At 45.0% G+C, this 21,201-nt stretch carries 22 protein-coding genes and 1 tRNA gene; 13 read left to right on the plus strand and 10 right to left on the minus strand.

Annotated elements, in window-relative coordinates:
* Positions 1–24 precede the first annotated feature (24 nt).
* Complete coding sequence (locus DOM22_RS15445) at positions 25–282, minus strand: KOW motif domain-containing protein (protein WP_142701240.1); 258 nt, start codon at positions 280–282, stop codon at positions 25–27.
* Between the two features lie 13 nt (positions 283–295).
* Entirely contained in the window at positions 296–583 is a 288-nt protein-coding gene (gene rpmB / locus DOM22_RS15450; protein ID WP_142701241.1) for a 50S ribosomal protein L28, read from the minus strand.
* 186 nt (positions 584–769) lie between these two features.
* Between rpmB and rpsR the strand changes: the two genes are divergently transcribed.
* Positions 770–1,039: a 30S ribosomal protein S18 gene (gene rpsR, locus DOM22_RS15455; RefSeq protein WP_142701242.1), complete on the plus strand. Its 270-nt coding sequence runs from the start codon at positions 770–772 to the stop codon at positions 1,037–1,039.
* Between the two features lie 128 nt (positions 1,040–1,167).
* Here the strand turns inward: rpsR and DOM22_RS15460 are convergent, their stop codons facing one another.
* The gene (locus DOM22_RS15460) at positions 1,168–1,533 is read right to left on the minus strand and encodes a hypothetical protein (protein ID WP_246845682.1); all 366 of its coding nucleotides are present in this window, start codon (positions 1,531–1,533) and stop codon (positions 1,168–1,170) included.
* Between the two features lie 184 nt (positions 1,534–1,717).
* Between DOM22_RS15460 and DOM22_RS15465 the strand changes: the two genes are divergently transcribed.
* Positions 1,718–1,924, plus strand: a complete 207-nt coding sequence (locus tag DOM22_RS15465) for a hypothetical protein (protein ID WP_142701244.1) — start codon at positions 1,718–1,720, stop codon at positions 1,922–1,924.
* On the opposite strand, the gene DOM22_RS15470 is transcribed toward DOM22_RS15465, so the two are convergent.
* Entirely contained in the window at positions 1,921–2,586 is a 666-nt protein-coding gene (locus DOM22_RS15470) for a hypothetical protein (protein WP_142701245.1), read from the minus strand. The two genes, DOM22_RS15465 and DOM22_RS15470, sit on opposite strands and share 4 nt — an antisense overlap.
* Before the next feature lie 82 nt (positions 2,587–2,668).
* Here DOM22_RS15470 and DOM22_RS15475 point away from each other — a divergent pair.
* The 3 genes from DOM22_RS15475 (at position 2,669) to DOM22_RS15485 (ending at position 3,799) form a co-directional block, all read left to right on the plus strand.
* Positions 2,669–2,745, plus strand: a tRNA-Pro gene (locus DOM22_RS15475).
* A gap of 174 nt (positions 2,746–2,919) precedes the next feature.
* A complete protein-coding gene (locus tag DOM22_RS15480) occupies positions 2,920–3,114 on the plus strand; it encodes a hypothetical protein (protein ID WP_142701246.1) in 195 nt (64 codons plus the stop codon).
* A gap of 124 nt (positions 3,115–3,238) precedes the next feature.
* Entirely contained in the window at positions 3,239–3,799 is a 561-nt protein-coding gene (locus DOM22_RS15485; protein WP_142701247.1) for a GbsR/MarR family transcriptional regulator, read from the plus strand.
* 65 nt (positions 3,800–3,864) lie between these two features.
* Here the strand turns inward: DOM22_RS15485 and DOM22_RS15490 are convergent, their stop codons facing one another.
* From DOM22_RS15490 to DOM22_RS15505, 4 genes are all read right to left on the minus strand, one after another.
* A complete protein-coding gene (locus DOM22_RS15490; protein ID WP_210415640.1) occupies positions 3,865–4,467 on the minus strand; it encodes a 2-oxo acid dehydrogenase subunit E2 in 603 nt (200 codons plus the stop codon).
* A gap of 175 nt (positions 4,468–4,642) precedes the next feature.
* Entirely contained in the window at positions 4,643–5,074 is a 432-nt protein-coding gene (locus tag DOM22_RS15495; protein WP_142701249.1) for a hypothetical protein, read from the minus strand.
* Between the two features lie 11 nt (positions 5,075–5,085).
* Positions 5,086–5,391, minus strand: a complete 306-nt coding sequence (locus DOM22_RS15500; RefSeq protein WP_142701250.1) for a TIGR03643 family protein — start codon at positions 5,389–5,391, stop codon at positions 5,086–5,088.
* Between the two features lie 11 nt (positions 5,392–5,402).
* Positions 5,403–5,825, minus strand: coding sequence for a thiol-disulfide oxidoreductase DCC family protein (locus DOM22_RS15505; protein WP_142701251.1), 423 nt, complete (start codon positions 5,823–5,825; stop codon positions 5,403–5,405).
* 133 nt (positions 5,826–5,958) lie between these two features.
* Between DOM22_RS15505 and DOM22_RS15510 the strand changes: the two genes are divergently transcribed.
* The 3 genes from DOM22_RS15510 to DOM22_RS15520 are packed head-to-tail and all read left to right on the plus strand — an operon-like array spanning position 5,959 to position 9,644.
* Positions 5,959–7,203 carry an AarF/ABC1/UbiB kinase family protein gene (locus DOM22_RS15510; protein WP_168196677.1) on the plus strand — a complete coding sequence of 415 codons (1,245 nt, stop codon included), beginning with the start codon at positions 5,959–5,961 and terminating at the stop codon, positions 7,201–7,203.
* Positions 7,200–8,552: a TIGR01777 family oxidoreductase gene (locus tag DOM22_RS15515; RefSeq protein ID WP_142701253.1), complete on the plus strand. Its 1,353-nt coding sequence runs from the start codon at positions 7,200–7,202 to the stop codon at positions 8,550–8,552. Before DOM22_RS15510 ends, DOM22_RS15515 begins: the two co-directional genes overlap by 4 nt.
* A 45-nt stretch (positions 8,553–8,597) precedes the next feature.
* Entirely contained in the window at positions 8,598–9,644 is a 1,047-nt protein-coding gene (locus DOM22_RS15520) for a cytochrome-c peroxidase (protein ID WP_142701254.1), read from the plus strand.
* Between the two features lie 11 nt (positions 9,645–9,655).
* On the opposite strand, the gene DOM22_RS15525 is transcribed toward DOM22_RS15520, so the two are convergent.
* Both DOM22_RS15525 and DOM22_RS15530 read right to left on the minus strand, forming a co-directional pair.
* Positions 9,656–10,384 carry a hypothetical protein gene (locus tag DOM22_RS15525; RefSeq protein ID WP_142701255.1) on the minus strand — a complete coding sequence of 243 codons (729 nt, stop codon included), beginning with the start codon at positions 10,382–10,384 and terminating at the stop codon, positions 9,656–9,658.
* A gap of 157 nt (positions 10,385–10,541) precedes the next feature.
* Positions 10,542–11,324 (minus strand): trypsin-like serine protease, encoded by a 783-nt coding sequence (locus DOM22_RS15530; RefSeq protein ID WP_142701256.1) that lies wholly within the window; start codon positions 11,322–11,324, stop codon positions 10,542–10,544.
* A 702-nt stretch (positions 11,325–12,026) separates the two neighbouring features.
* Between DOM22_RS15530 and aspT the strand changes: the two genes are divergently transcribed.
* The 5 genes from aspT to DOM22_RS15555 are packed head-to-tail and all read left to right on the plus strand — an operon-like array spanning position 12,027 to position 21,184.
* Entirely contained in the window at positions 12,027–13,724 is a 1,698-nt protein-coding gene (aspT, locus tag DOM22_RS15535; RefSeq protein WP_142701257.1) for an aspartate-alanine antiporter, read from the plus strand.
* Positions 13,725–13,751: 27 nt separating this feature from the next.
* A complete protein-coding gene (locus tag DOM22_RS15540; RefSeq protein WP_142701258.1) occupies positions 13,752–15,425 on the plus strand; it encodes a bifunctional aspartate transaminase/aspartate 4-decarboxylase in 1,674 nt (557 codons plus the stop codon).
* Between the two features lie 21 nt (positions 15,426–15,446).
* On the plus strand, positions 15,447–16,583 hold the full coding sequence (locus DOM22_RS15545; protein WP_142701259.1) for an efflux RND transporter periplasmic adaptor subunit: 1,137 nt from the start codon (positions 15,447–15,449) through the stop codon (positions 16,581–16,583).
* A gap of 12 nt (positions 16,584–16,595) precedes the next feature.
* Positions 16,596–19,760 carry an efflux RND transporter permease subunit gene (locus DOM22_RS15550; protein ID WP_142701260.1) on the plus strand — a complete coding sequence of 1,055 codons (3,165 nt, stop codon included), beginning with the start codon at positions 16,596–16,598 and terminating at the stop codon, positions 19,758–19,760.
* Positions 19,757–21,184: an efflux transporter outer membrane subunit gene (locus DOM22_RS15555; protein ID WP_142701261.1), complete on the plus strand. Its 1,428-nt coding sequence runs from the start codon at positions 19,757–19,759 to the stop codon at positions 21,182–21,184. Before DOM22_RS15550 ends, DOM22_RS15555 begins: the two co-directional genes overlap by 4 nt.
* Positions 21,185–21,201 lie beyond the last annotated feature (17 nt).

Raw genomic sequence — 21,201 nt, forward strand, 5'->3', positions numbered from 1 at the left:
GGCTTTATCCCGGGAAGGAATTGCCTATGTGGACTTTTGTTTAGCTGATTTCTTAGCTGGCTTTTTAGCCGCAGCTGCTTCAACCAATTTAACGTTAGAGTAATCGATAAAGCCTTCTTTTTTCAAAAGACCATCTTTTTTATCGTAGTGTGTTTGTACTTTCACACCTTGAACGCTGATTTTCATTGCATTAGCGTCTACAGCCAAAACTGTGCCCTTCTTACCTTTGTCAGAGCCAGAGATAACTTGTACAGTCGCGCCTTTTTTGATTTTCAATTTCATTTGTCAGCCTCAATTATTTCTTAGAAGAGATTTTCTTTTTGATTCTCATCTTAACAGCCATCGCTCTTTTAGAAAGAGTCGCGTCGTTTGTGCCCAAGATGTATGCGTCAAAACCGCCAACGTGTTCCATGTCACGAAGTGCAGAAGTCGCGATGTTCAAACGAACCATTGCGTTCAAAGAACGGCTAAAGATGCGTTTTTTCTGAACATTTGGTTGCGCAGTTGTTTTAGTTTTGATGTTGGAGTGAGATACCAAGTTTTTTACAACTGGGCCTTTTCCAGTGATTTCACATTTGCTCATTACGTGCTCCTACTAGCTACAAGTCGAGGTCAGCGCCGCCCGACCCCAGGATTCTTTCCTGAAATTCAATAGGGACGCCGCAAACAAGAAACAAGGATATAAAGTAAAAAGACACTTGATGGCAACTCTTTTTTCTTGTACACCCATTAACTCGCAAACCAAAAGGAACTCAAAAAGAGGGTACTCATGAAAAAGACAACTCGTAGCAAATATAGACAAGAATTCTCTGGCGACCACGTATTCGATTACAAAGATCCAGCATCTTTGACTCGTTTTATCGGCGATGGTGGCAAAATCACTCCTTCTCGCATCTCTAAATTGTCCGTAGCTCAACAAAAACGTGTAGCTGCAGCAGTTAAAAAAGCTCGTAACTTGGCTTTGTTGCCTTCAGGCACTGACGCTTACGACACTTTCCACAGAGCTGAAGCAATCTCTCCAGTTCCTTTCGAGATCTAATTAGATCTTAAAATTGAATAGAGCTTCCTTTTGGAAACAAAAAAGCCGGCCCCAAGCCGGCTTTTTTATTTGGAATTGATGAAAAAGGCTCATCCGACTGCGTTGTCGGATGAGCCGTTTTCATCAATTCAGCTATGCGCTTTTTTATTAAGCTTGAACCATCTAATGGCGGTGATGATGACCATTACGATGTAAGATTTACTCGACCAGCTGTGTAATAACGGGCCTGGGATTCCCCAGAAGGCCAATTGATCGAAGGGCACTCCCCAATTCATTAAGCGAATCCCCAAAATAGGGACCGCAAAGATCACCCAAAACTGCAAAACGCCGGCAAACCAGGTTTTTTCTGTGAACTGAGCGCGTTGATACTCCCACGCCATCAGCCCCAAAGGCATTGCGACGAACAATATTCCCGCAAATGTCGCTGCAATTTGCTTATCCGAGAAAATCGCAAAGATCGCGATCACGGCAACGATCACCAACACCTGAATCACTATATATTCTAAAAATCTGTTTCGTCTCATATCCAAGAAGTTAGTCCACCCACCAAGACAACTCAAGGCTTTGCACCGGCGAGCTGTGTTTTAATTTGATTTGAAATACGGCCAAGCTGGCAGCTCGGTTGCAATAGTGCCTCTTCGTTAAACTAATCATTCATTTAAGCGAAGGAAATGAACCATGACTCACCAACAAAATACTCTTTTGAAGCTGCAAACAGATCTTAGCAAATTTGGCTTAAATCCGACGGAATGGACTCTCGAAAAAGTCCAAAACGTCACTTACTTGATTAGAAATAAAATCGACAAGAGCTTTGCCCTTTACGGCAAGCTTGAGTTGAAAAAGGACGCTCCCACCTGGAAGAGCATTGACCTAGTGGCTCTTTAAAAAACTTCGCAGCGAACTGAGAACAAGCTGCGATTCCAGATATCCACCTCAGTTAGGACCGCGGAAGCTTTACGAGGCGTGACAGTTGCGATTGTGCCCTCGGGAGTCTGCGGGACCTCCTCCCCCGGAAGCTTGGCAGAAACAGCATTACGCAACTCTGTCCAGGCTTCTTCTCCGTTAGCTCTGATGAAAGTACTTTTCAAACGGCAGAACGTCGCGATCTCGGCATCCGTCAACCAACCGAATCTCTCCATACTGCCCGGCTCTGGAGGCTTCACTCCCCACGCCAAACGCGCCATCAATTCGATTCCATTGTTAAGGGCTACGGTCACTTCCTTGACGTCGTAAAGCTGCTTTGCGCACTTACTGGAACTCTTTGACACGGCATCGGCGATGGCCTTTAAAGTCGAAAAGTATTCATAGCAGGAACCAGCACTGTTTCCGAGCTGACATGCCTCTTTTTCGCGCAGAATGGACGGTGGAGTGGTGATTTTCTTAACTTGGGTTGCGAACAGCTTCCCTTTTAGAACGTCGTGCAAAGCTTCTTCCTCGGTATCACAAACGGTATGGGGAGGTTGAAACCCAATAACGACTGCGATGCCAATAATGAGGGCACCCAGGACCAGGACAGGCTTTGGTAACGAGTTCAGAAACTTTTCCATGGAAAAAATGATACTTATATTACGCGTTAGAATCTAGCAGTTTGACAAGTGGGACTGTTTTTAGTTAGTTTCCTGTCTCTGTCGGGGAGTAGCGCAGTCTGGTAGCGCATCTGGTTTGGGACCAGAGGGTCGTAGGTTCGAATCCTATCTCCCCGACCATTTTTCTTATCCAGCCTTTGGCTGGGAAAAATGGCTGTCTACACTTCTGCTCCGCAGAAGTACTTACTGAAGTTTTTTATAAAGCCTTTTGAGTGATCAAAAGGCTTTTTTCGTTTTGGCGCTGGGGCCCCAAAATTTTCGCATTCGCTTAAATTTGTTTTTTTCGGAGGTATTATGTCTCAGACTTTGGATCCTAAAAATGTTGCCCTGGTGGATGACACTACTGAACAGCTTACTGCTGAGGCGGAGTTGCTTGAAGAACATTTTGAGTCTGCTGATACTCTCGAGGATTTCACGAAGATTCTGATCGACAGCATGACTTCGAAGTTACATGCGAACATTGACGATATTTTTAAGCAGATTAAATAGCTGCCCCTTTAAGTATCCTCCTGAAGTATAAACTTTAGGCGGATACCTTCCTAACTTCCACGCGCGTCCCATCTCATTATAATAATTCATGTTAAAATCACTGGTTCATGGTAGTATGAACTAAATGAAAAATAAAATTCTCAAAAACGCGACCGCACAAACAACTACAGCTGAGATCCATAAACTCCGGGCCCTTTCAGAGTCTGTGGGTGATTTTATCCGTTACTGGGGATTCCGAAGAATTCACGGGCAAATTTGGACTCAAGTATTTTTGTCAAAAACAAGTCTTAGCGGCGCCGAGCTCACTCAACGGCTTGGCGTATCTAAGGCTCTTGTTAGCCCTGCTCTTTCCGAGCTGGAATCATATGGTCTTATTTTAATGAGCGAGGATGGAAAAAAAACCAAGCGCTACTCCGCCGCCCCCAATGTCATCCCCGTCATTAAAGAAATTCTTAAAGAGCGAGAGGCAAAAATCATCGCCAATGCAAAAGAGCAATTCAATGCACTCAGTAAGGTTCACCAAAAAAGAGGCGATCAAGATTCAATTCTTGAAAAAGAGCGCCTCGAAGAGCTGGGGCAAATGATCTCCCTCGCTCAATTTGCTCTCAACTTCATCATTGGCCAAAGCGACGAAGAATCTGTCGCTTGCTGGACCGAGGAAGCATTGAAAGCGCTTGTCGAATAATAACAAGTGCACCTTGCTTGCCCTTTACGATGTCCATGATGACATCTGCCCGACGACAGACCGACTTACTTTTCCTCTGGTTTTAGAAAGGCCTCAAAATCACGAATCATTTTTGCGGCCTGAGCACCATCAAAGAAGCGGTGATCGAAGGTGACACCAAGGTGCATAATTTCCCGAATTTCGATTTTATCTTTCACCACGATGGGCTCTTTGCAGACTTGCCCAATTGAAACCAAAAGACCTGCCCGAGTCAAAGGAACCAACGGAACCAAAGCTTTCTTAATTCCCAAAGACCCCACATTAGTTACGATCACGGAACCAAAAGGGTCCTGCGGCAACCGAGCAAAAGATAAATCCAAATTAAGGTCATGAACTAAAAAGCCGAAGACACGCAAAAAGATTTTCGTAAAAAAATGTGGCAGCTTATGAATCAGCCGTAACGCAAAACCCAAATGAGGATCTTCTCTGCGACGAATTTGCCCAGCATTCTTCGATAGTTGCTCCTCGATCTCTGTTACACTCATCCGATCAACATCCCGAAGAGTCGCGAAAGAAAGATCATGTCTTCCCTCCTCGGAAATATTCACCATGACAGAAATATTTATACTCTTGCGACGATAAAGCCTTCCGAATCGCATCACAAAATTAAGTTCTTTGTGTTTTTTCATAACCTCACTCAAACCCTTAATCACCAATGAGGTGGGAGAGGACAAGAGTTTGAGATGCGTGACATCTATTTCCAGAAAACCATACACAGAAGGATCGCCGCCACCTCCCCAAAGAGAAAGTGCTACTTTCCTAAAAATCGAGATGTCGTTGACCTTAATAAATTTCATGTATTTCCTATAAGAATATTTTCGTCTTCAAAATCAACAACAGGAATAAAGCTGATCGTGCAGTCCAAATCACGGTTCGAAGCCAGTTGCCTCGAACTAATTTTTTAATTTCGGCCAGGTCTTGTCCCCGCGAAAGCCTAGCATGAGAAGGCACACTCCACAGAAATGTACTGAGCCAAATAATCACAACTCCCGCCAAATTAAACAGCCAGTTCAAGCTGTAGGAGTGGCACAAGATAAGAGCAGTTAAAAGCTCTAAGATCATCACGGGTCCGACAATTCCTCCCATCACAGCAGTATGCCTTGCATGAAACTTTGCGAAGTCCTTTTCAGCAATGAAAGAAAATGCCGGATAGTGAGTTAAATGTATGACCAGAATGACACCCGTCAAATAAAAGCAGCAAGCGAAATGCAAACTTACCCAATCAAAAGAATTCAATATGACCTCGATCACTTCCAGCCCTTAGTGATTCCATCAATGGATTGTCGTGAACACTTAAAACGAGTGACTTTGAAGCCTCTGGTTTTTTCGTTTTTAAGATGCCCCTGCTGAGATACTCTTCGTCGCCAACGATTAAAAACATCTTCCGCCAAGACTGATCTCATGAATTGAACAAATTCATTGGGAGACAGACCGAACTGAGCTTCAATCACATCAAAAGTTGTTCGATCTTCCCAACCCATTCTTACAAGTCTGGAGCGATCGTCTTCAGAGAAACCAGAAAATTTTTCTTTGAGTGCTTTTGATATTCCCATCTCCCAAGCCTTTATCTTTTTTGATCAAACTGAACTTCACAGTAAGGACTGTCGGAACATTTTTTACGCGGAAGCAAAGGACGAACTTTTGCAAACAAGAAATACCCGGCCTCTAGCGTCTTTTTAACTGGTCCAAAGGAAGCTAAAGGAACAATTTTTTTCAGCATATTTAACTGAGACCAAATCATTATAAAGGCTTCAACACCTATATAGATCTGCCCGTTGGTATCCCTCACATGAAGACTCTGGTGAATTTTATGGGGATCCAGGCCTTCTGCCGTGGCATCAAATCCTGGGGAGGTGATGTCGACAAACGAGATGTTGCTAGCCCCGTCCATCTTTTTGTAGTGCTCAATTTCCCGTGAACACAACTGACAGAGACCATCGTAATAGACCGTGATTTCAGAATGAGACATATTTTTTGTCTTTTGCATCTTGATCTCCAATTTGGTTCATAGTAGTATGAACCAAATTGAATGTCAATGTTTACTAGCCTTAACCTGACGGGAGCTTACAATGGGATCCATCTTTAGCAGCCGTATTAAACGGACGCTTGAGCTTACCAAAATGGCAACGAAGATTGGCTTTAAGGAGCTCACTTCAGGTGACATTCAATCCAGAATAGAACAAGCCAAGATTCTTACCGAAAGCCTGGGAAATCTACGTGGAGCCGCGATGAAGGCGGGGCAGCTACTAAGCCTCGACCTTGATGACTATTTTCCACCGGAAGCAATCCAAATTCTGTCGCAACTTCAACATCAAGTGTGGGAAAGCCCCGAACTCGACTTAGCGCAAACACTCAAGGAAGAACTCACAGAGTCGGAACTTTTGGAGCTGCGTGAAATTCAGCACAAACCATTTGCAGCAGCCAGCATGGGGCAGGTTTACAAAGCGAAAGTTGCCAACAATCCGATCGTTATTAAAGCTCAATATCCTTATTTAGAACAATCCATCGAAAACGACATTAGAACTTTGAAGAAAATAATTTCTGCTCTTTGCTTGATGACAGGCAGAAATATGAATCTCGAGTATTTGTTTACAGAAATCGAAGAGGTGCTGCTTCAAGAAGTAAACTATCTTAATGAAGCTCAAGCACTTGCCAATTTCAATAAACTCTTTGCGTCGCATGATTGGAAGTACGCCAAAATTAATGCTCCGACACCACTGACTCATCTCAGTACTAAAAAAATTCTATGTCTCACTTACGAGTCAGGCCTGACGCTGAAAGAATGGATTGATACGGCTCCGTCCAAGGAAAAACGCGAGCTGATCGCCAAGTCGATGCTCGAACTTTATATCATGGAATTCTTTGTATGGGGCTTTGTGCAAACCGATCCTAATCCTGGAAACTTTCTAATCCGCGAAAATCCAGAACTTGAAATTGTTGCTCTGGATTTCGGAGCCTCCAAAGAATATCCGCCTGAATTTAGAAAAAGCTATATTGAACTTCTAAAGTCGATTCAAAATTCACCGGCAGAGACAATCGTTCAAAAGGCCATTGATTTTGAACTATTAGATCCTCGAGAAACACAAGAAGCAAAGCTCGTGTTTGTTGAACTGATGAAGCTTGGCATGAGTCCATTCTTTCAAAACCAAAAAGGTGGCAAATTTAGCTTTAAAGATGATGACTTCTTAAAAAACAACTCTCGGCTTTCGCGACAACTGATGCAAACTCTCAAATTTTCCCCACCGCCTCATAAACTAATATTTTTGCACAGAAAGCTAGGTGGAATATTTGCTGCTTTAAGAAAGCTCGAAGTTGAGCTGGACCTGCATGAGTACTGGGAACAAATCATAATGAGGCGCGTATGAATATCTTAATAACCGGAGCAACAGGACTTATTGGCAAAGAAGTCGGAAAAACTCTGGCCGAAAAGGGTCACAAGATATTTGCTATCAGCCGCGACGCCAACAAAGCTCGCAGCATACTGCCTTTTCCCTGTGAAGTTATCGAAGGAGACCTGGTCAAGGGGCCGCTCGAAGACATGTCACTTCAAAATATTGAAGCCGTGATAAATCTGATGGGAGAATCCGTCATTGGATCGCGGTGGAACTCGCAGGCAAAGAAAAAAATCTACGATTCTCGTGTCGTGGGAACCCGCAACTTGATCGCGAGCCTGCCGGCAACCATAAAAGTTTTTGTTGGAGGATCGGCGATTGGTTTTTATGGAGACCGTCACGATCAAATCTGTCACGAAGATCACTCCCCTGGGCAAGACTTTCTTTCAAAGGTAACAGCGGATTGGGAAGCTGAATCAGCAAAAGCACCGGGAAGAGTTTCAATCATCCGCACTGGCATTGTTTTATCCCCACATGGTGGAGCCATGGAGCAAATGCTTTTTCCTTTCAAAGCAGGCCTTGGGGGATTTTTAGGCAATGGCCGCCAATGGATGAGCTGGATCACGATTCAAGATATCGCCCGACTCTTTATTTTTGCATTGGAAAATGAACATGTCCAAGGACCTTTTAACGGAGTAGCCCCACATCCAGTGACTAATAAATACTTCTCAACGATATTGGCAAAAAGTTTGAACAGGCCTCTGGCACTGCCTGTTCCAAAGGTTGCTATCAAAGCACTTTACGGTGAGGCCGCAGAAACCATTACCAGTTCTGTTCGTTGCAGCTCTGATCGAGCACAGGCCTTGGGATTCCGATTTCTACACACTGACCTCCAACAAACTTTACATGAGCTTTGCGAACCCTTCCGATCTAGAGAAGAAATATTTTATTCAGAACAGTTTATTCCCGTTACTCCTGAAAAGATTTTCGAGTTTTTCAAAGACCCCCACAATCTAGAAGAAATCACACCACCCACTTTGTCGTTCCAAATTAAAAAGGTCTCGACACAGCAAATTCAACAAGGAACTTTGATCGACTATGTTTTAAAAATTCGAGGAATTCCTGCAAAATGGAAAACAGAAATAGACGAATGGCATCCACCTCATAAATTTGTGGACAATCAAATGCGAGGACCTTATCAACTTTGGCATCACACTCATGAGTTTCGGTCATTTTGTGGTGGCACCTTGATGACTGATCGAGTTCGATATAAACTACCCCTTGGGTATTTTGGATGGTTGATCGCTAACTATTTTGTTAGAAAAGAAGTCATGCAGATTTTCAAATACCGCCGGGAATACATCGCTAAGTTTAATGTTTGAAAATAGCTTCTTAAAAGTTTTTTCTCAAAAACTGAAGGGTATTAGATGAAAGTATCATCGGTTATTTTTTCGAGTTTTTTGATTTTTTGTTTTAACGCAAAGGCCAGTTCATCTTCCACCGACAAGGAACTATCGAAAACCGCAAAAGCCCTTTTTGGCATCATTCCTGCCAAAACGGCGGCGCCAGATAAGATTTCGGATGAGCAAATTGAGCTCGGCAGAAAAATCTTTTTTGACTATCGCCTGTCTAAAGATGGCAGCACGACTTGTGTGCGCTGTCACCAGCCTCAGTACTACAGCACGGACCGACTCCCTCAATCTGCGGGCTTCAATAACAACAAAGGAGCACGCAACGCTCAATCTATATTAAATCTCAAGTATCAGGAAATTGTTCATTGGCGCAATGATCGCACAAGCATTGAAGATCAAGCTTTGCGCTCTTTCACCACTCCGTTGAGCTTCGGCAATTCCTCTAGTGCTGAGGCTTTAAAAAGATTTGAACTGGCTGGCTACTTACCTCTTTTTAAAAAAGCGTTTCCTAATTCAGAAAATCCCCTGACCCTCGAGAATGCGGCTGCGGCGCTGGGAAGCTATCAAAGGTCACTGACCACAAGAGCCCCCTTTGATCAATTTTTGGAAGGCGACATTAAGGCCATCTCTACACAAGCTCGAAAAGGTTTGAAAGAATTTATCACTGTCGGTTGCGCCTCCTGCCACAATGGAACAGCTGTGGGAGGCCGAAGTATGCAAAAGTTTGGTGTTTACCAAGACTACTGGAACCTTACTAAGTCTAAGAATCCCGACAAGGGACGCCAAGATGTGAGCAAGAAAGATGAAGATCTTTATGTTTTCAAAGTACCTTCGCTTCGCAATATCACTGAATCAGCGCCCTACTTCCACGACGCTTCGGCAAAAGACTTAGAGACCGCGATTCGCTGGATGGGAAAGTTGCAACTGAACAAAGATCTTACGGATGATCAGGTACGCTCGATAAAGGCATTCTTGGAAAGTCTTAAGGGAGAACTTCCAAAAAACTTCCGCGAAGCTCCGACTTTGTCATCGGAGCCCTATGCGGGACCTGAGCCACTTTAAGTCACTCTGGCCTAAGGGAAGTTTGAATCTTGGGCTTTTCCGTTGATGAAAATTGAGCGGAGCATTTTGCATCGAAAAGGATCTTCGGAGTCTTTGCAGTAAGCAGTTTGCAATTGCATTTTTAGAGCGGTTTGGCGTCCCACAGTGCTGGGTCGAAGAATACTTGAAGCATAGGCGTCGCCTGCGAAACCTGAAACACTTCTCTCTCCGGTGTGACAATCACGGCAGCTTGTTCCGAAAGCCGCGCGGATGCCCTTGTAGGGTGCTTCCACGTCAAGTTCGGATACCACTGGGAAACTGATTTCACCTTTCACCGATTCGGTTGAGGAAATCCGCTGACTGAACTCGACGACCTGACTGCCCAGTCCTTGGGGCGTCACACTCACGATGACGTTATTAATGAAAATAAAAATTCTCGGGTTATTCGAATCAACCGAAGGTTGTGCACTCCCCGTGCTTTCCACAGAATAAATCTTAAGGGGCGCGGGAAGGTTTTCGATAAGGCATGGAATCGATACTGGCTTTGGCAGAGCATTAATCAGAGTTGTTACTTCGTCGATGGTTTTAGGCGAGCGGTATTGAGCAGGAGCCAACAGACAGCCGTCGCTTGAATTCAGACTCGAACCTGATTCGAGCTCGCCACTGATATTTTCGGCTATCTCGAAACCATCGCAATTAACGAACAGAGTTACGAGCGGAAAAGCTATTGCAAATAATTTGATCAAAACTGATTTCCGCAAACTAGATCTCCCCTCGGTGATCCTTAGTGTAGCAAGAGATCATTTCGGCTGACCAGAATACGAAGAGAATGTGTGATTATTCCAGACTATTCGTTTCAGTTTGGAACAAGATCATAAGACGCTAAAAGATTTTTCGGAGTCACCCTGGGTGGAGAACTTAATTAAAAAGTGGGAGACCAATGGAGTTGATCCATTGCAGATTTTCTTCGGTGATTGGGACGAAGTAGGTTGCTCCCACTCCACAGACGAAACCGGAGATCGAATTTTCAACCCCGATGAATTTTAAAATGCCATCTTCATCGCGCATATATGCACTGCCTCCGGAATCACCGTGACAAGCCCCCGGCCCGCGATTTTTGAACTCGCCCACTTCCATTCCGTTGTAGGGATTGAAACCTCGCATCGGCAAAGAGAAGAATGACTTGGTTCCTTTAGGCCCATTGTTTTCAATCATGCCATAACCGACATGAATCAGATCTCGGCCGATCATTGATGGCTTCACCACCGCTATAGGTGCCGGAGTGATTTGAAACTTTTGAAGATCCACGTCTTCGTTTAACACCAGCATCACAACATCACTGTAAATGGAATCGCTCGGCGGATAGAAGATGGCAGATGCCACACGGAACTGAGCTTTTAGGAATGGGATCTCTGAAGTTGCGGGAGAATCCCCCACATAGATCCAAGTTTTATAAATAAACTGCTCAGGCGCAATATTGAAACCTTTCGCGCCTAAAGAGATGCAGTGTGCGGCTGTTATCACCACACGAGGACCAATCAACGTTCCACTGCAATAGCTTTTGGAAACGGCATCACCGTCCTGGGCCTTATACGCCAAAGCGACAGTTTGACGGTAAGAACCGTCATTAATCACTGTGCCACCGATAATAGCCAAAGCCATCGCGGGAATTTGAAATATAAGCACCAATAAAAGCTTCATGAAGCTCTTCTAGCACCCGCTCTTTTACGATTCAACATTCTTTATGAAGAAAAACGAGATCTTACAATTCAATCAACTTTTGTGAACGATGGAACTACCACTTTTGTTTGCATCCCTTGTTGCGAAACATTCTAAGTCTAATCAAAGTGTCGACGATGGTGTCCTTCATAAAAGGCTTCAAAATAGTTGAGACCCAAGGTTAAAATAAACTGTGGCAATTCAAAAGCAATTCTATCCATTCGGAGAATTGTATCGGCTGGAGTAAAAGGAAGGAACAATCGGTCTGCCTGCTCTCGAGTCATCCCAATGCCAGTGTCTTCAATTCGGAAAGTTGCACTGCATGGGTCAGAACGTCATCGCATTAACCGCACACGCGATGAAAGAAGACCGCGAACGCACCAAAGCTGCAGGTTTCGCAGACCACCTCACAAAACCTATTAACTCGAAGATACCACTCGAAACTATTGAATCAAACCTAGCCTACCCGGGAAATTGAAAGTTCCGGCCGTGTGCTGCAACAACAGAAGCTGCACGGACCTTCGTTTGGAATAATTGGCGCACACCAATCCAGTTATCTCTGGGTACCGCCGGTGCTAACCAACAGCGTGTTTGTTTGCAATCACTATTCCCGACAATAAACAGCCGAAAATTTCTGCATTAACCTTACATTCATTCAAGACATTACTAAATACTGGGGGCCTCATGAATTGGTTATTCACTCAGCTCAAAGTGCATCCTGAGTTGGCGTTCTTCCTCACTTTGGGATTGGGATATCTGTTTGGGAAACTTAAAATCGGTTATTTTCAGTTGGGTTCTGTGACCGGAACTTTGATCGCCGGAGTCATTATCGGTCAACTTGGTATCCACATAGGCCCGGACACCAAAGCCATCTTTTTCATGTTATTCCTATTTGCTGTCGGATATAAAGTCGGTCCTCAGTTTGTTCAAGGTCTAAAAACAGATGGTCTGCCGCAAGCTATCTTTGCATCCATAGTCTGCGTGGGCGGATTATTGATAGCTTTTGGTGTCGCAAAATTTATGGGCTTCGATCTGGGATATTCTGCTGGTCTACTGGCCGGCGCTCTAACTCAATCAGCGGTCATCGGTGTCGCACAAGATACGATCAATAGTCTTCCCAATCTCGCCGCCGATGCGAAAGCTCAATATAACAACTCCATTCCTATCGCCTACGCTGTCAGCTATATCTTCGGTACAATCGGGTTTGCCTGGGTCTATTCAAGTCTCGGTCCGAAACTTTTGAAAGTGGACCTGGTAAAAGTCTGCAAAGACTATGAACAAAAGATGGGCCAGAAAGTCGACGAGCCTGGTGTATTGTCGGCCCGACTCAACAATGTCGTGCGCACTTATAAAGTCACTGGTAAAGCATTTGCGAATAAAAAGGTCTCTGACCTTGAAGCGTCCTTTGGGGGGCAGCAAACTCCGGTTTTTGTGACCCGCATTCGTCATGAAGGGACCATCCTGGATCCCAACGGCAATGTAATTATCGTGCCTGGAGACGTGGTCGCCGTTTCGGGAAACCGCAAACATTTGGTTGAGCATGAAAATGAAATCGGTGAAGAAATCGATGACCAGGAACTTTTGGACTTCAAACTTGAAATGCTAGATGTTGTCGTCACGAACAAAGCCTATTTTGGTAAAACTGCCGCCGACATCATTCGCGAAAAAGGCCAGGAATTTAGAAAAAATGTTTTCGTCAGAAAAATTACTCGTATCGAACACGAACTCCCTTTGCACGAAAATCTGACACTGAATGCCGGGGACGTTGTGACTCTGGTCGGAAAACTTGAAGACGTCGAAAGAGTGGCTAAAGAGATCGGCTCCCCCCAACATCCTACCATCATGTCAGATATGGTTTTCATCGGGCTGGGGGTTTTACTCGGGGGATTAATCGGTCTGCTATCCTTTAATGTCGGAAAAATTCCAATCAGCCTTAGCACCAGTGGTGGGGCTTTGATTGCCGGTCTTCTGATGTCGTACTGGCGCGCCACGCGTCCTACGTTTGGACAAATTCCTGCTGCGGGACTCTGGGTTTTTGACTCCGTTGGTTTAGGAGCATTTGTTGCAATCGTGGGATTGGTATCAGGGCCCGGCTTTATTGCGGGAATCAAGGCCGTGGGTATCAGCCTTTTCCTGGCGGGTATCGCCGTCACAGTTCTTACCGCCTTGTTCTCCGTTTATCTCGGCAAATATGTTTTCAAATTCGATCCGGCGATTCTTTTCGGTGCCTGCGCTGGAAGTATGACTACTACTGCCGCGATTGGTGCAATTCAAGAAGCCGGAAAAAGCAAAGTTCCAATTCTTGGATACACGGTCACTTATGCCGTCGCCAACACCCTGAAAACCATCTGGGGTGCGGTCATTGTTTTCATGTTGCTTTAATTAAAAATAACTGAAGGAGAGTCCCACATGTCCGTAAAGTCCGTTAAAATGAAGGTATCCCGAGCAATGCAAAAAAAGCTACAACAACTCAGTCCTTTTGAGTTGAAAGATGCTTTGATCGAACTTGCTTCAGAAAATTCGAAAACCAGCACAATTGCGATGTTAAACGCCGGACGCGGAAATCCAAATTGGATTGCGACCGATCCACGCGAGGCCTTCTTCTTGTTAGGCCAGTTTGCTCTAACAGAAAGTAAACGTGTCTGGAATGAACCGGGTCTGGGTGGCATGCCCCACAAAGTCGGAATCGCAAAACGACTCGAAACGTTTCTCGCTCGCAACGGCAAAGCTTTGGGAGCAGAGTTCTTAAGCAATGCTGTGGATTTTGTGGTCGACAACTATAAATTCAATGCTGATGCCTTTGTCCATGAACTGGTCGATGGGATCATCGGCGATAACTACCCGGTTCCGGATCGGATTCTTAAGCACAATGAAAGAATCGTTCAGGCCTATTTAGATCAAGAAATGTGTGGCAATCATCCTCCCCGCGGCAGCTTTGACATTTTTGCCGTCGAAGGTGGTACCGCAGCGATGTGCTATATCTTTGATTCACTGGTCACTAACGGTCTTTTAAAAAAAGGTGATCACATTGCATTAGGTACACCAACCTTCACTCCCTATATCGAAATGCCAACATTGGATCGTTATAAATTCAAAGTCACCCGCATCGAAGCCGACGAAATGGACAAGGCTTCAGGAATGCACACTTGGCAATACAGTGAGAAACAGATAGAAAAACTGTTGGATCCTAAAATCAAAGCGTTCTTTTTGGTAAATCCAAGCAATCCACCTTCCACGGCGGTTTCTTCCAAAATCATGAAGATGATCGTAAAGATCGTAAAAACGAAACGACCTGATCTGATCATCATCACCGATGACGTTTATGGAACCTTCGTTCCTGGATTTCGCTCTATCATGGCGGACCTTCCCCAAAATACGATCGGAGTTTACTCTTATTCGAAATACTTTGGTTGCACGGGATGGCGTCTGGGCGTGATTGCGATTCATGAAAACAACATTTTCGATACCATGATCAGCAAATTGCCAGCAGCGCAAAGAAAAGAACTGAATCACCGCTATAGCACAATCACTTTGAAACCTGACAGTTTGAAATTCATTGATCGCATGGTGGCTGATAGCCGACAAGTGGCTTTAAATCATACTGCCGGTTTGTCATTGCCCCAGCAAATCCAAATGACGCTATTTTCACTATCATCTCTGATGGATACTGAAAATAAATATAAGACTCTGACCCAAGACATTGTCCAACGCCGAATCCATGCTCTATTTGAAGGTTTGGGAATTCCACTTCCAGAAAATCCAATGCGCTCTGGATATTACTGTGAATTGGATCTGATGGTCTGGGCCGATCTGAAATATGGAAAAGAATTTACCAAGTTCTTAGTGCAAAACTATGAGCCCGTGGACATTCTTTTCCGACTAGCACAACAGACTTCCATTGTTCTTATGCCTGGTGGCGGATTCGGGGGGCCAGAATGGTCGTTGCGTGTGTCACTTGCTAATCTGGATGATTCCGCTTACGGCCGTATCGGCAAACAACTTGCGGAAGCGGCAGAGGCTTACGTGGACGAATGGCAACATACAAAACACCTTCGTCCCGCGAGAAAAAAGAAAAGTACTTAGAAATGTTATAAAGGGGTAGTTATGCGATTAAAAGTAATGACAGGATGTTTATTGCTTTCGATAGCAGCGTGTTCCAAAAAAGAGGCACCAAAAGCTCAACAGCTAGTGCCTGAAGTAACGGCTGTTAAAACCTCAGTAAGAGATATTCCTATCACCAAAGAGTTCGTTGGACAAATTTCTGGTATCAGAGACATTCAAGTGCGAGCCAGAGTCGGCGGAATTTTGCTGAAACGGTATTATACCGAGGGCGATAAAGTAAAAGCCGGAAGTTTGCTTTTCAAAATTGATCCTGCCCCTTACACAGCGGCTCTAAATCAGGCTAAAGGTGAAGTTGCCATTCAGAGGGCCCGCTTGACCAACGCCCGTCAGAGCATGAATCGAATTGTTCCTTTGTATAAAGAAAATGCTGTCAGTCAAAAAGACCGTGACGACGCGGTAGCGGTTTACAATGCCGCAAAATCTGCTTTGGATGCTGCCACAGCCAAAATGGAAGAAGCCCAGATCAATCTGGGCTATACCACTGTCACGGCACCCATCGACGGATACACCAGTAAAGAAACCGTGGCCGAGGGAAGTTTGATCGTCGCCAACTCTGAAAACTCGTTGCTAACAACTATTTCCCAAACCGATCCGGCTTATGTGAATTTCAGTTACACTGATAACGAACTTTTAGAACTGCGCCGACTTGCTGCCAAGGGCAAACTTATCAGACCGGACAGTCTGGATAAAATCGAAGTCCAAGTCCGCATGGGTGATGGCGAACTTTATCCACAAGTCGGTTTTATGAATTTCAACGATCAAATCGTAGATACCTCAACCGGCACGGTGAAAGCCCGCGCCAGCATAGCCAACAAAGACGCCGTTCTTCGGCCTGGACAATTTGTCAGCGTTTACGTCAAAGGCTTTATGCTTCGTAAGGTGATCACCGTCCCCTTGAAATCGGTTGTCCAAACTCAAAATGGTCCGATCATCTTTTCCGTCACCGAAAACAGTGTGGCACGCCAAATTTCCGTGGAACTTGGAGAAGAAATCGTCAATGACGTAGTCGTGAACCGAGGCTTGCGTGGCGGCGAACTGATTGTTGTCGAAGGCGCTTCCAAAATTCGCAACGGTCAAACTGTTAAGGTCGTCAGTGGCACTTCTATCGCTAAAAAATAAAAGGATGAAATCATGTTTTCGAAGTTTTTCATCAATAGACCGGTATTCTCCTGTGTTATTTCTTTGATCATTATGATTGCCGGGTATGCGTCCATCAAGGCGCTTCCCATATCGCAGTATCCAGATATCGTGCCGCCACAAGTCTCAGTGACGACCAAATATCCAGGCGCCTCCGCCGAAACGATTTCCTCGACCGTCGCGGCTCCCATTGAACAACAAGTCAATGGGGTCGAAAACATGCTTTACATGCAGTCAACAAACTCATCGAATGGCGACATGATTTTGACTGTAACGTTTGCGATTGGAACAGATCCCGATCAAAATACCATCAACGTTAACAACAAAGTGCAAACCGCACTGCCTACACTGCCCGAAGAAGTTCGTCGTCAAGGTGTCACAGTTAAAAAGAAATCTTCGGCAATTTTACAGATGATTGGTTTACGTGCGCCCGATCAACGCTATGATTCCGTTTATATCAGTAACTATGCACTGATCAATGTCCTGGACGAAATCAAACGTATCCCTGGTGTGGGAGACGCCAGTATTTTCGGCGCCCAAGACTATTCTATACGCCTCTGGCTGCAACCCGATCGCATGGCTCAAATGAAAGTCACGGCTACAGACGTGATCAATGCCGTAAAAGAACAGAACGCACAGTTCGCTGCAGGTAAAGTCGGAGCTGAACCTTTAAACAATCAAGTGGATTTTACTTTTACCGTCACCACTCAAGGGCGCATGGAAAATCCAAAACAGTTTGAGGACATTATTGTTCGCTCCAACGCTGATGGTTCCAAACTTCGCGTGCGCGACATAGCCCGAGTGGAATTGGGCGCCCTGAGTTACGACGTACAAACAAAGTGGAATGGTAAAACAGCGATCGGTATAGGTGTTTATCTGGCACCGGGTGCGAATCAAGTTCAAACCGCTGACATGGTTAAAGAAACCATGCATAACCTTTCTCAAAAATTTCCACCGGGCCTGGCATACGACATCCCATTCGACACCACAAAATTTATCGAAGTTTCTATCGAAGAGGTCATTAACACACTGATGGAAGCAATGATCCTGGTTTTTATCGTGGTGTACTTATTCTTGCAAAGCTGGCGCGCGACTCTTATCCCTTGTCTGGCAGTTCCAGTTTCCATCATTGGTACATTTGCCGGAATGTATGCCCTTGGATTTTCGATCAATACACTCACACTTTTTGGTCTGGTCTTAGCGATCGGTCTGGTGGTCGATGATGCGATCGTCGTTCTGGAAAACGTCGAAAGGATTATGCGAACCGAAAAACTCCCCGTGAAAGAAGCAACGATCAAAGCCATGGAAGAGGTTACCAGTCCCGTTATTGCCATCGTACTCGTTCTGTCAGCGGTATTTATTCCAGTCGCCTTTGTCGGCGGTCTCGCCGGTCAAATGTACAAACAGTTCGCGATTACCATTGCCGTTTCAGTCGCAATTTCCGGTTTAGTCGCCTTGACCCTGACGCCAGCCCTTTGTGCGATGCTTTTAAAAGAAGAACATCACGAACCAAACCGTTTCTTTCGCGGTTTCAATAATACATTCGACAAAATCACTAATGGCTATGTCGCTGGTGTAAAGTTTTTTAATAAACGCCTCTTCATCAGTGCCGTCTTATTTCTCGCTTGCGTTGGCGGAATTATTGGTATGTTTAAATTAGTGCCGGGAGGTCTCGTACCTGATGAAGACCAGGGTTATGTCTTTGGCATTCCTAATCTCCAAGACGGTGCTTCACTTTCCCGAACTGCGGCAGTTTCCGATCAAATGGACAACTACCTAACGAATAATCCCAATATAAAAGACGTGGTTTCATTATCGGGATTTGATCTGATATCAGGTTCAAATCGAACCAACACAGGCACCAGCTTTATCACTCTTAAAGACTGGAAAGAACGTAAGAATGAAGATCAATCAGCGACCGCCATCGTAAGAAATATTATGGGACTAAATCAAGTCATCCGCGATGGCGCCATAATGGCGTTAAGCCCACCTGCCATCGTAGGTATGAGTACCACTGGTGGTCTTGAATTCTATCTTCAAAATCGAGGCGGTTCCGATAGCAAAACTCTGGCGACAAAAACCAAGCAGTTTATGGATTCACTGCGAAACAATCCTGCCATCGGTAATGTGGGTTCCAACTTCAGTGCCAATATCCCACAAATTTACCTGAATCTGGATCGCGAAAAAGCCAAAGCCTATCAGGTACCAATCAATACTGTCTTTGATGCTATGTCGGCTACTTTCGGTAGCTATTATATTAACGACTTCAATAAATTTGGACGTACGTTTAAGGTGCAATTGCAGTCAGAAGGTGAATATCGTTCTCGCCCCGACGATATCCGTAACATCTATGTTCGGTCAGATAATGGCAATATGATCCCCATCACAGCTTTGGTAAATGTTAAAAAGGTGACGGGGCCTGAGATTGTGGAGCGCTTAAATATCTTTCCTGCGGCTCGTATTCTTGCCAACCCGGCTCCAGGATACAGCTCGGGTCAGGTCATAAAAGTGGTTGAAGATACTCTTGCGACCTCAAGTCTTGCGGGCGATTACAGCGTTGCATGGACTGGTACGGCCTATCAGGAAAAACTCACAGGCGGTGCTTCAGCCCAGGTATTCATCTATGCTTTGATCTTCGTGTTTTTAATCTTGGCTGCTCAGTATGAAAAATGGGGTTTACCTTTTTCAGTTTTGTTATCCGTACCCTATTCGATTCTAGGTGCCTTGGTGGCCAATTACTTGCGTGGTCTGGCGAATGACGTTTACTTCCAAATCGCTCTTGTAACGCTGATTGGTCTTTCTGCCAAGAATGCCATTTTGATTGTCGAGTTTGCAGTAGAGAAAATGCACGAAGGACTTAGCATTGCCGATGCTGCGTACGAAGCCGCCAAACTGCGCTTCCGTCCGATCGTAATGACCTCCCTTGCATTTATCCTGGGCGCAGTGCCACTGGCGATCTCCAGCGGTGCGGGCTCTGCCAGCCGTCACTCGATCGGAACAGGGATTATTGGGGGAATGCTCGTCAGTACTTTCGTTGCGACCTTCTTTATCCCGATGTTCTTCGTTGTTATCACCGGATTCAAAATTAAAAAATCGGCTAAGAAAGAAAAAACAACTCCGCAAACTCCACCACCGATGCCAGCAGGAGGACCTTTATGAAGAAACGATGGCTCATCGCAGGTCTTAGCACATATGGATTCTTATGTGCCTGTGCCGTGGGACCGGATTATAAACGCCCCACGGAAAATCTTCCGTCTGCCCTGTTCGCTAATTCTACAGAGCAAAACATTGAACTGGGATGGTGGCGGCAGTTTGGTGACGGAACATTAGATAAAATGATTCAATTAGCTTTCGAGCACAATTTGGATCTTGAATTGGCTTTAGCCAGAGTCGATGAAGCCCGGGCGCGCCTGGGAATTTCCAAATCCCAATACTTTCCTAGCTTAGATTTACGGGGTTCTGCCATCAGGGAAAAGGTCACTGAAACGGGCATGACGCCGATTCCGCAGGGAACTGACAGCGTCGGGAACAGCTTCCTTTTAGGATTGAGTCTAAGTTATGAAATCGATTTGTGGGGCAAAATCCGTCGCAGTAACGAATCTGCCAAGGCTCAGTTACTAAGTGCAGACTACAACCGCGCCAATGTGCAGTTGACCCTTCTTAGCCAAGTAGTCAGCGGATACTTTGCTTTGCGCTCTTTGGATCTGCAGCACGCGATTGCCCAGGACACCTTAAAATCGCGCATTGCTTCTTATGAATTGATGTTTAGACGTTTCAAGGGCGGAATTGGTTCAGAACTAGATGCCCGACAGTCGGAATCAGAAATGCGTTCGGCTGAGGCCACTGTTTCGAAACTGGATGATCAGATTTCCAGAGCAGAAAGTTTTCTATCAGTCCTAATTGGCAAAAATCCCAAGGAGATTATAGAAACCCCTTTAGCTCGTGGCCGTAAACTGGATGAGATCGTGATGCCGCCACAGTTGCCCTCTTCGCTTCCGTCTTCGCTAATGGAGCGACGACCTGATATTTTAGCAGCAGAGCAGAATCTGGTCTCGGCCAACGCTTTGATTGGTGTTGCGAAGGCATATTACTTTCCGAGCATTTCTCTAGGGGGAATATTCGGTTATGAAAGTTCTGAACTGAAAAATCTTTTCAATAACAGCTCTCAAACCTGGGGTTACGGAGCCAGCATCTCAATGCCTATCTTCAATGGTGGCAGAACAGGGTATTTGGTTGAAGCGGCAACGGCTCAACAGAAAGCCGCCGAGGTTCAATATCGCCAGGCGATTCAAAATGCCTTTGTCGAAGTCAGAAATGCTTTAAAAACGTATCAATCTTACGGTGATGTGGTGGAAGCCCAAAGAAAACAAGTCGTCGCCCTTGAAAGAAATCTTTATCTTGCTCAATTACGTTATAAGAACGGTCAATCACCTTATCTGGAAGTTCTAGATGCTGAAAGGAATTTGTTTGCCGTGCAATTGGATTTGGTAAAATCCCAACAATCTCGACTGGTGTCCGTCGTAGACTTGTATAAATCTTTAGGTGGAGGCTGGAAGGCTGACATGAAGACGTCCTCTCAATAGGGACGTCTTCTTTAAGT

The sequence above is a fragment of the Bdellovibrio sp. ZAP7 genome (genome assembly GCF_006874645.1).
In the GTDB taxonomy this organism is placed as follows: Bacteria; Bdellovibrionota; Bdellovibrionia; order Bdellovibrionales; family Bdellovibrionaceae; genus Bdellovibrio.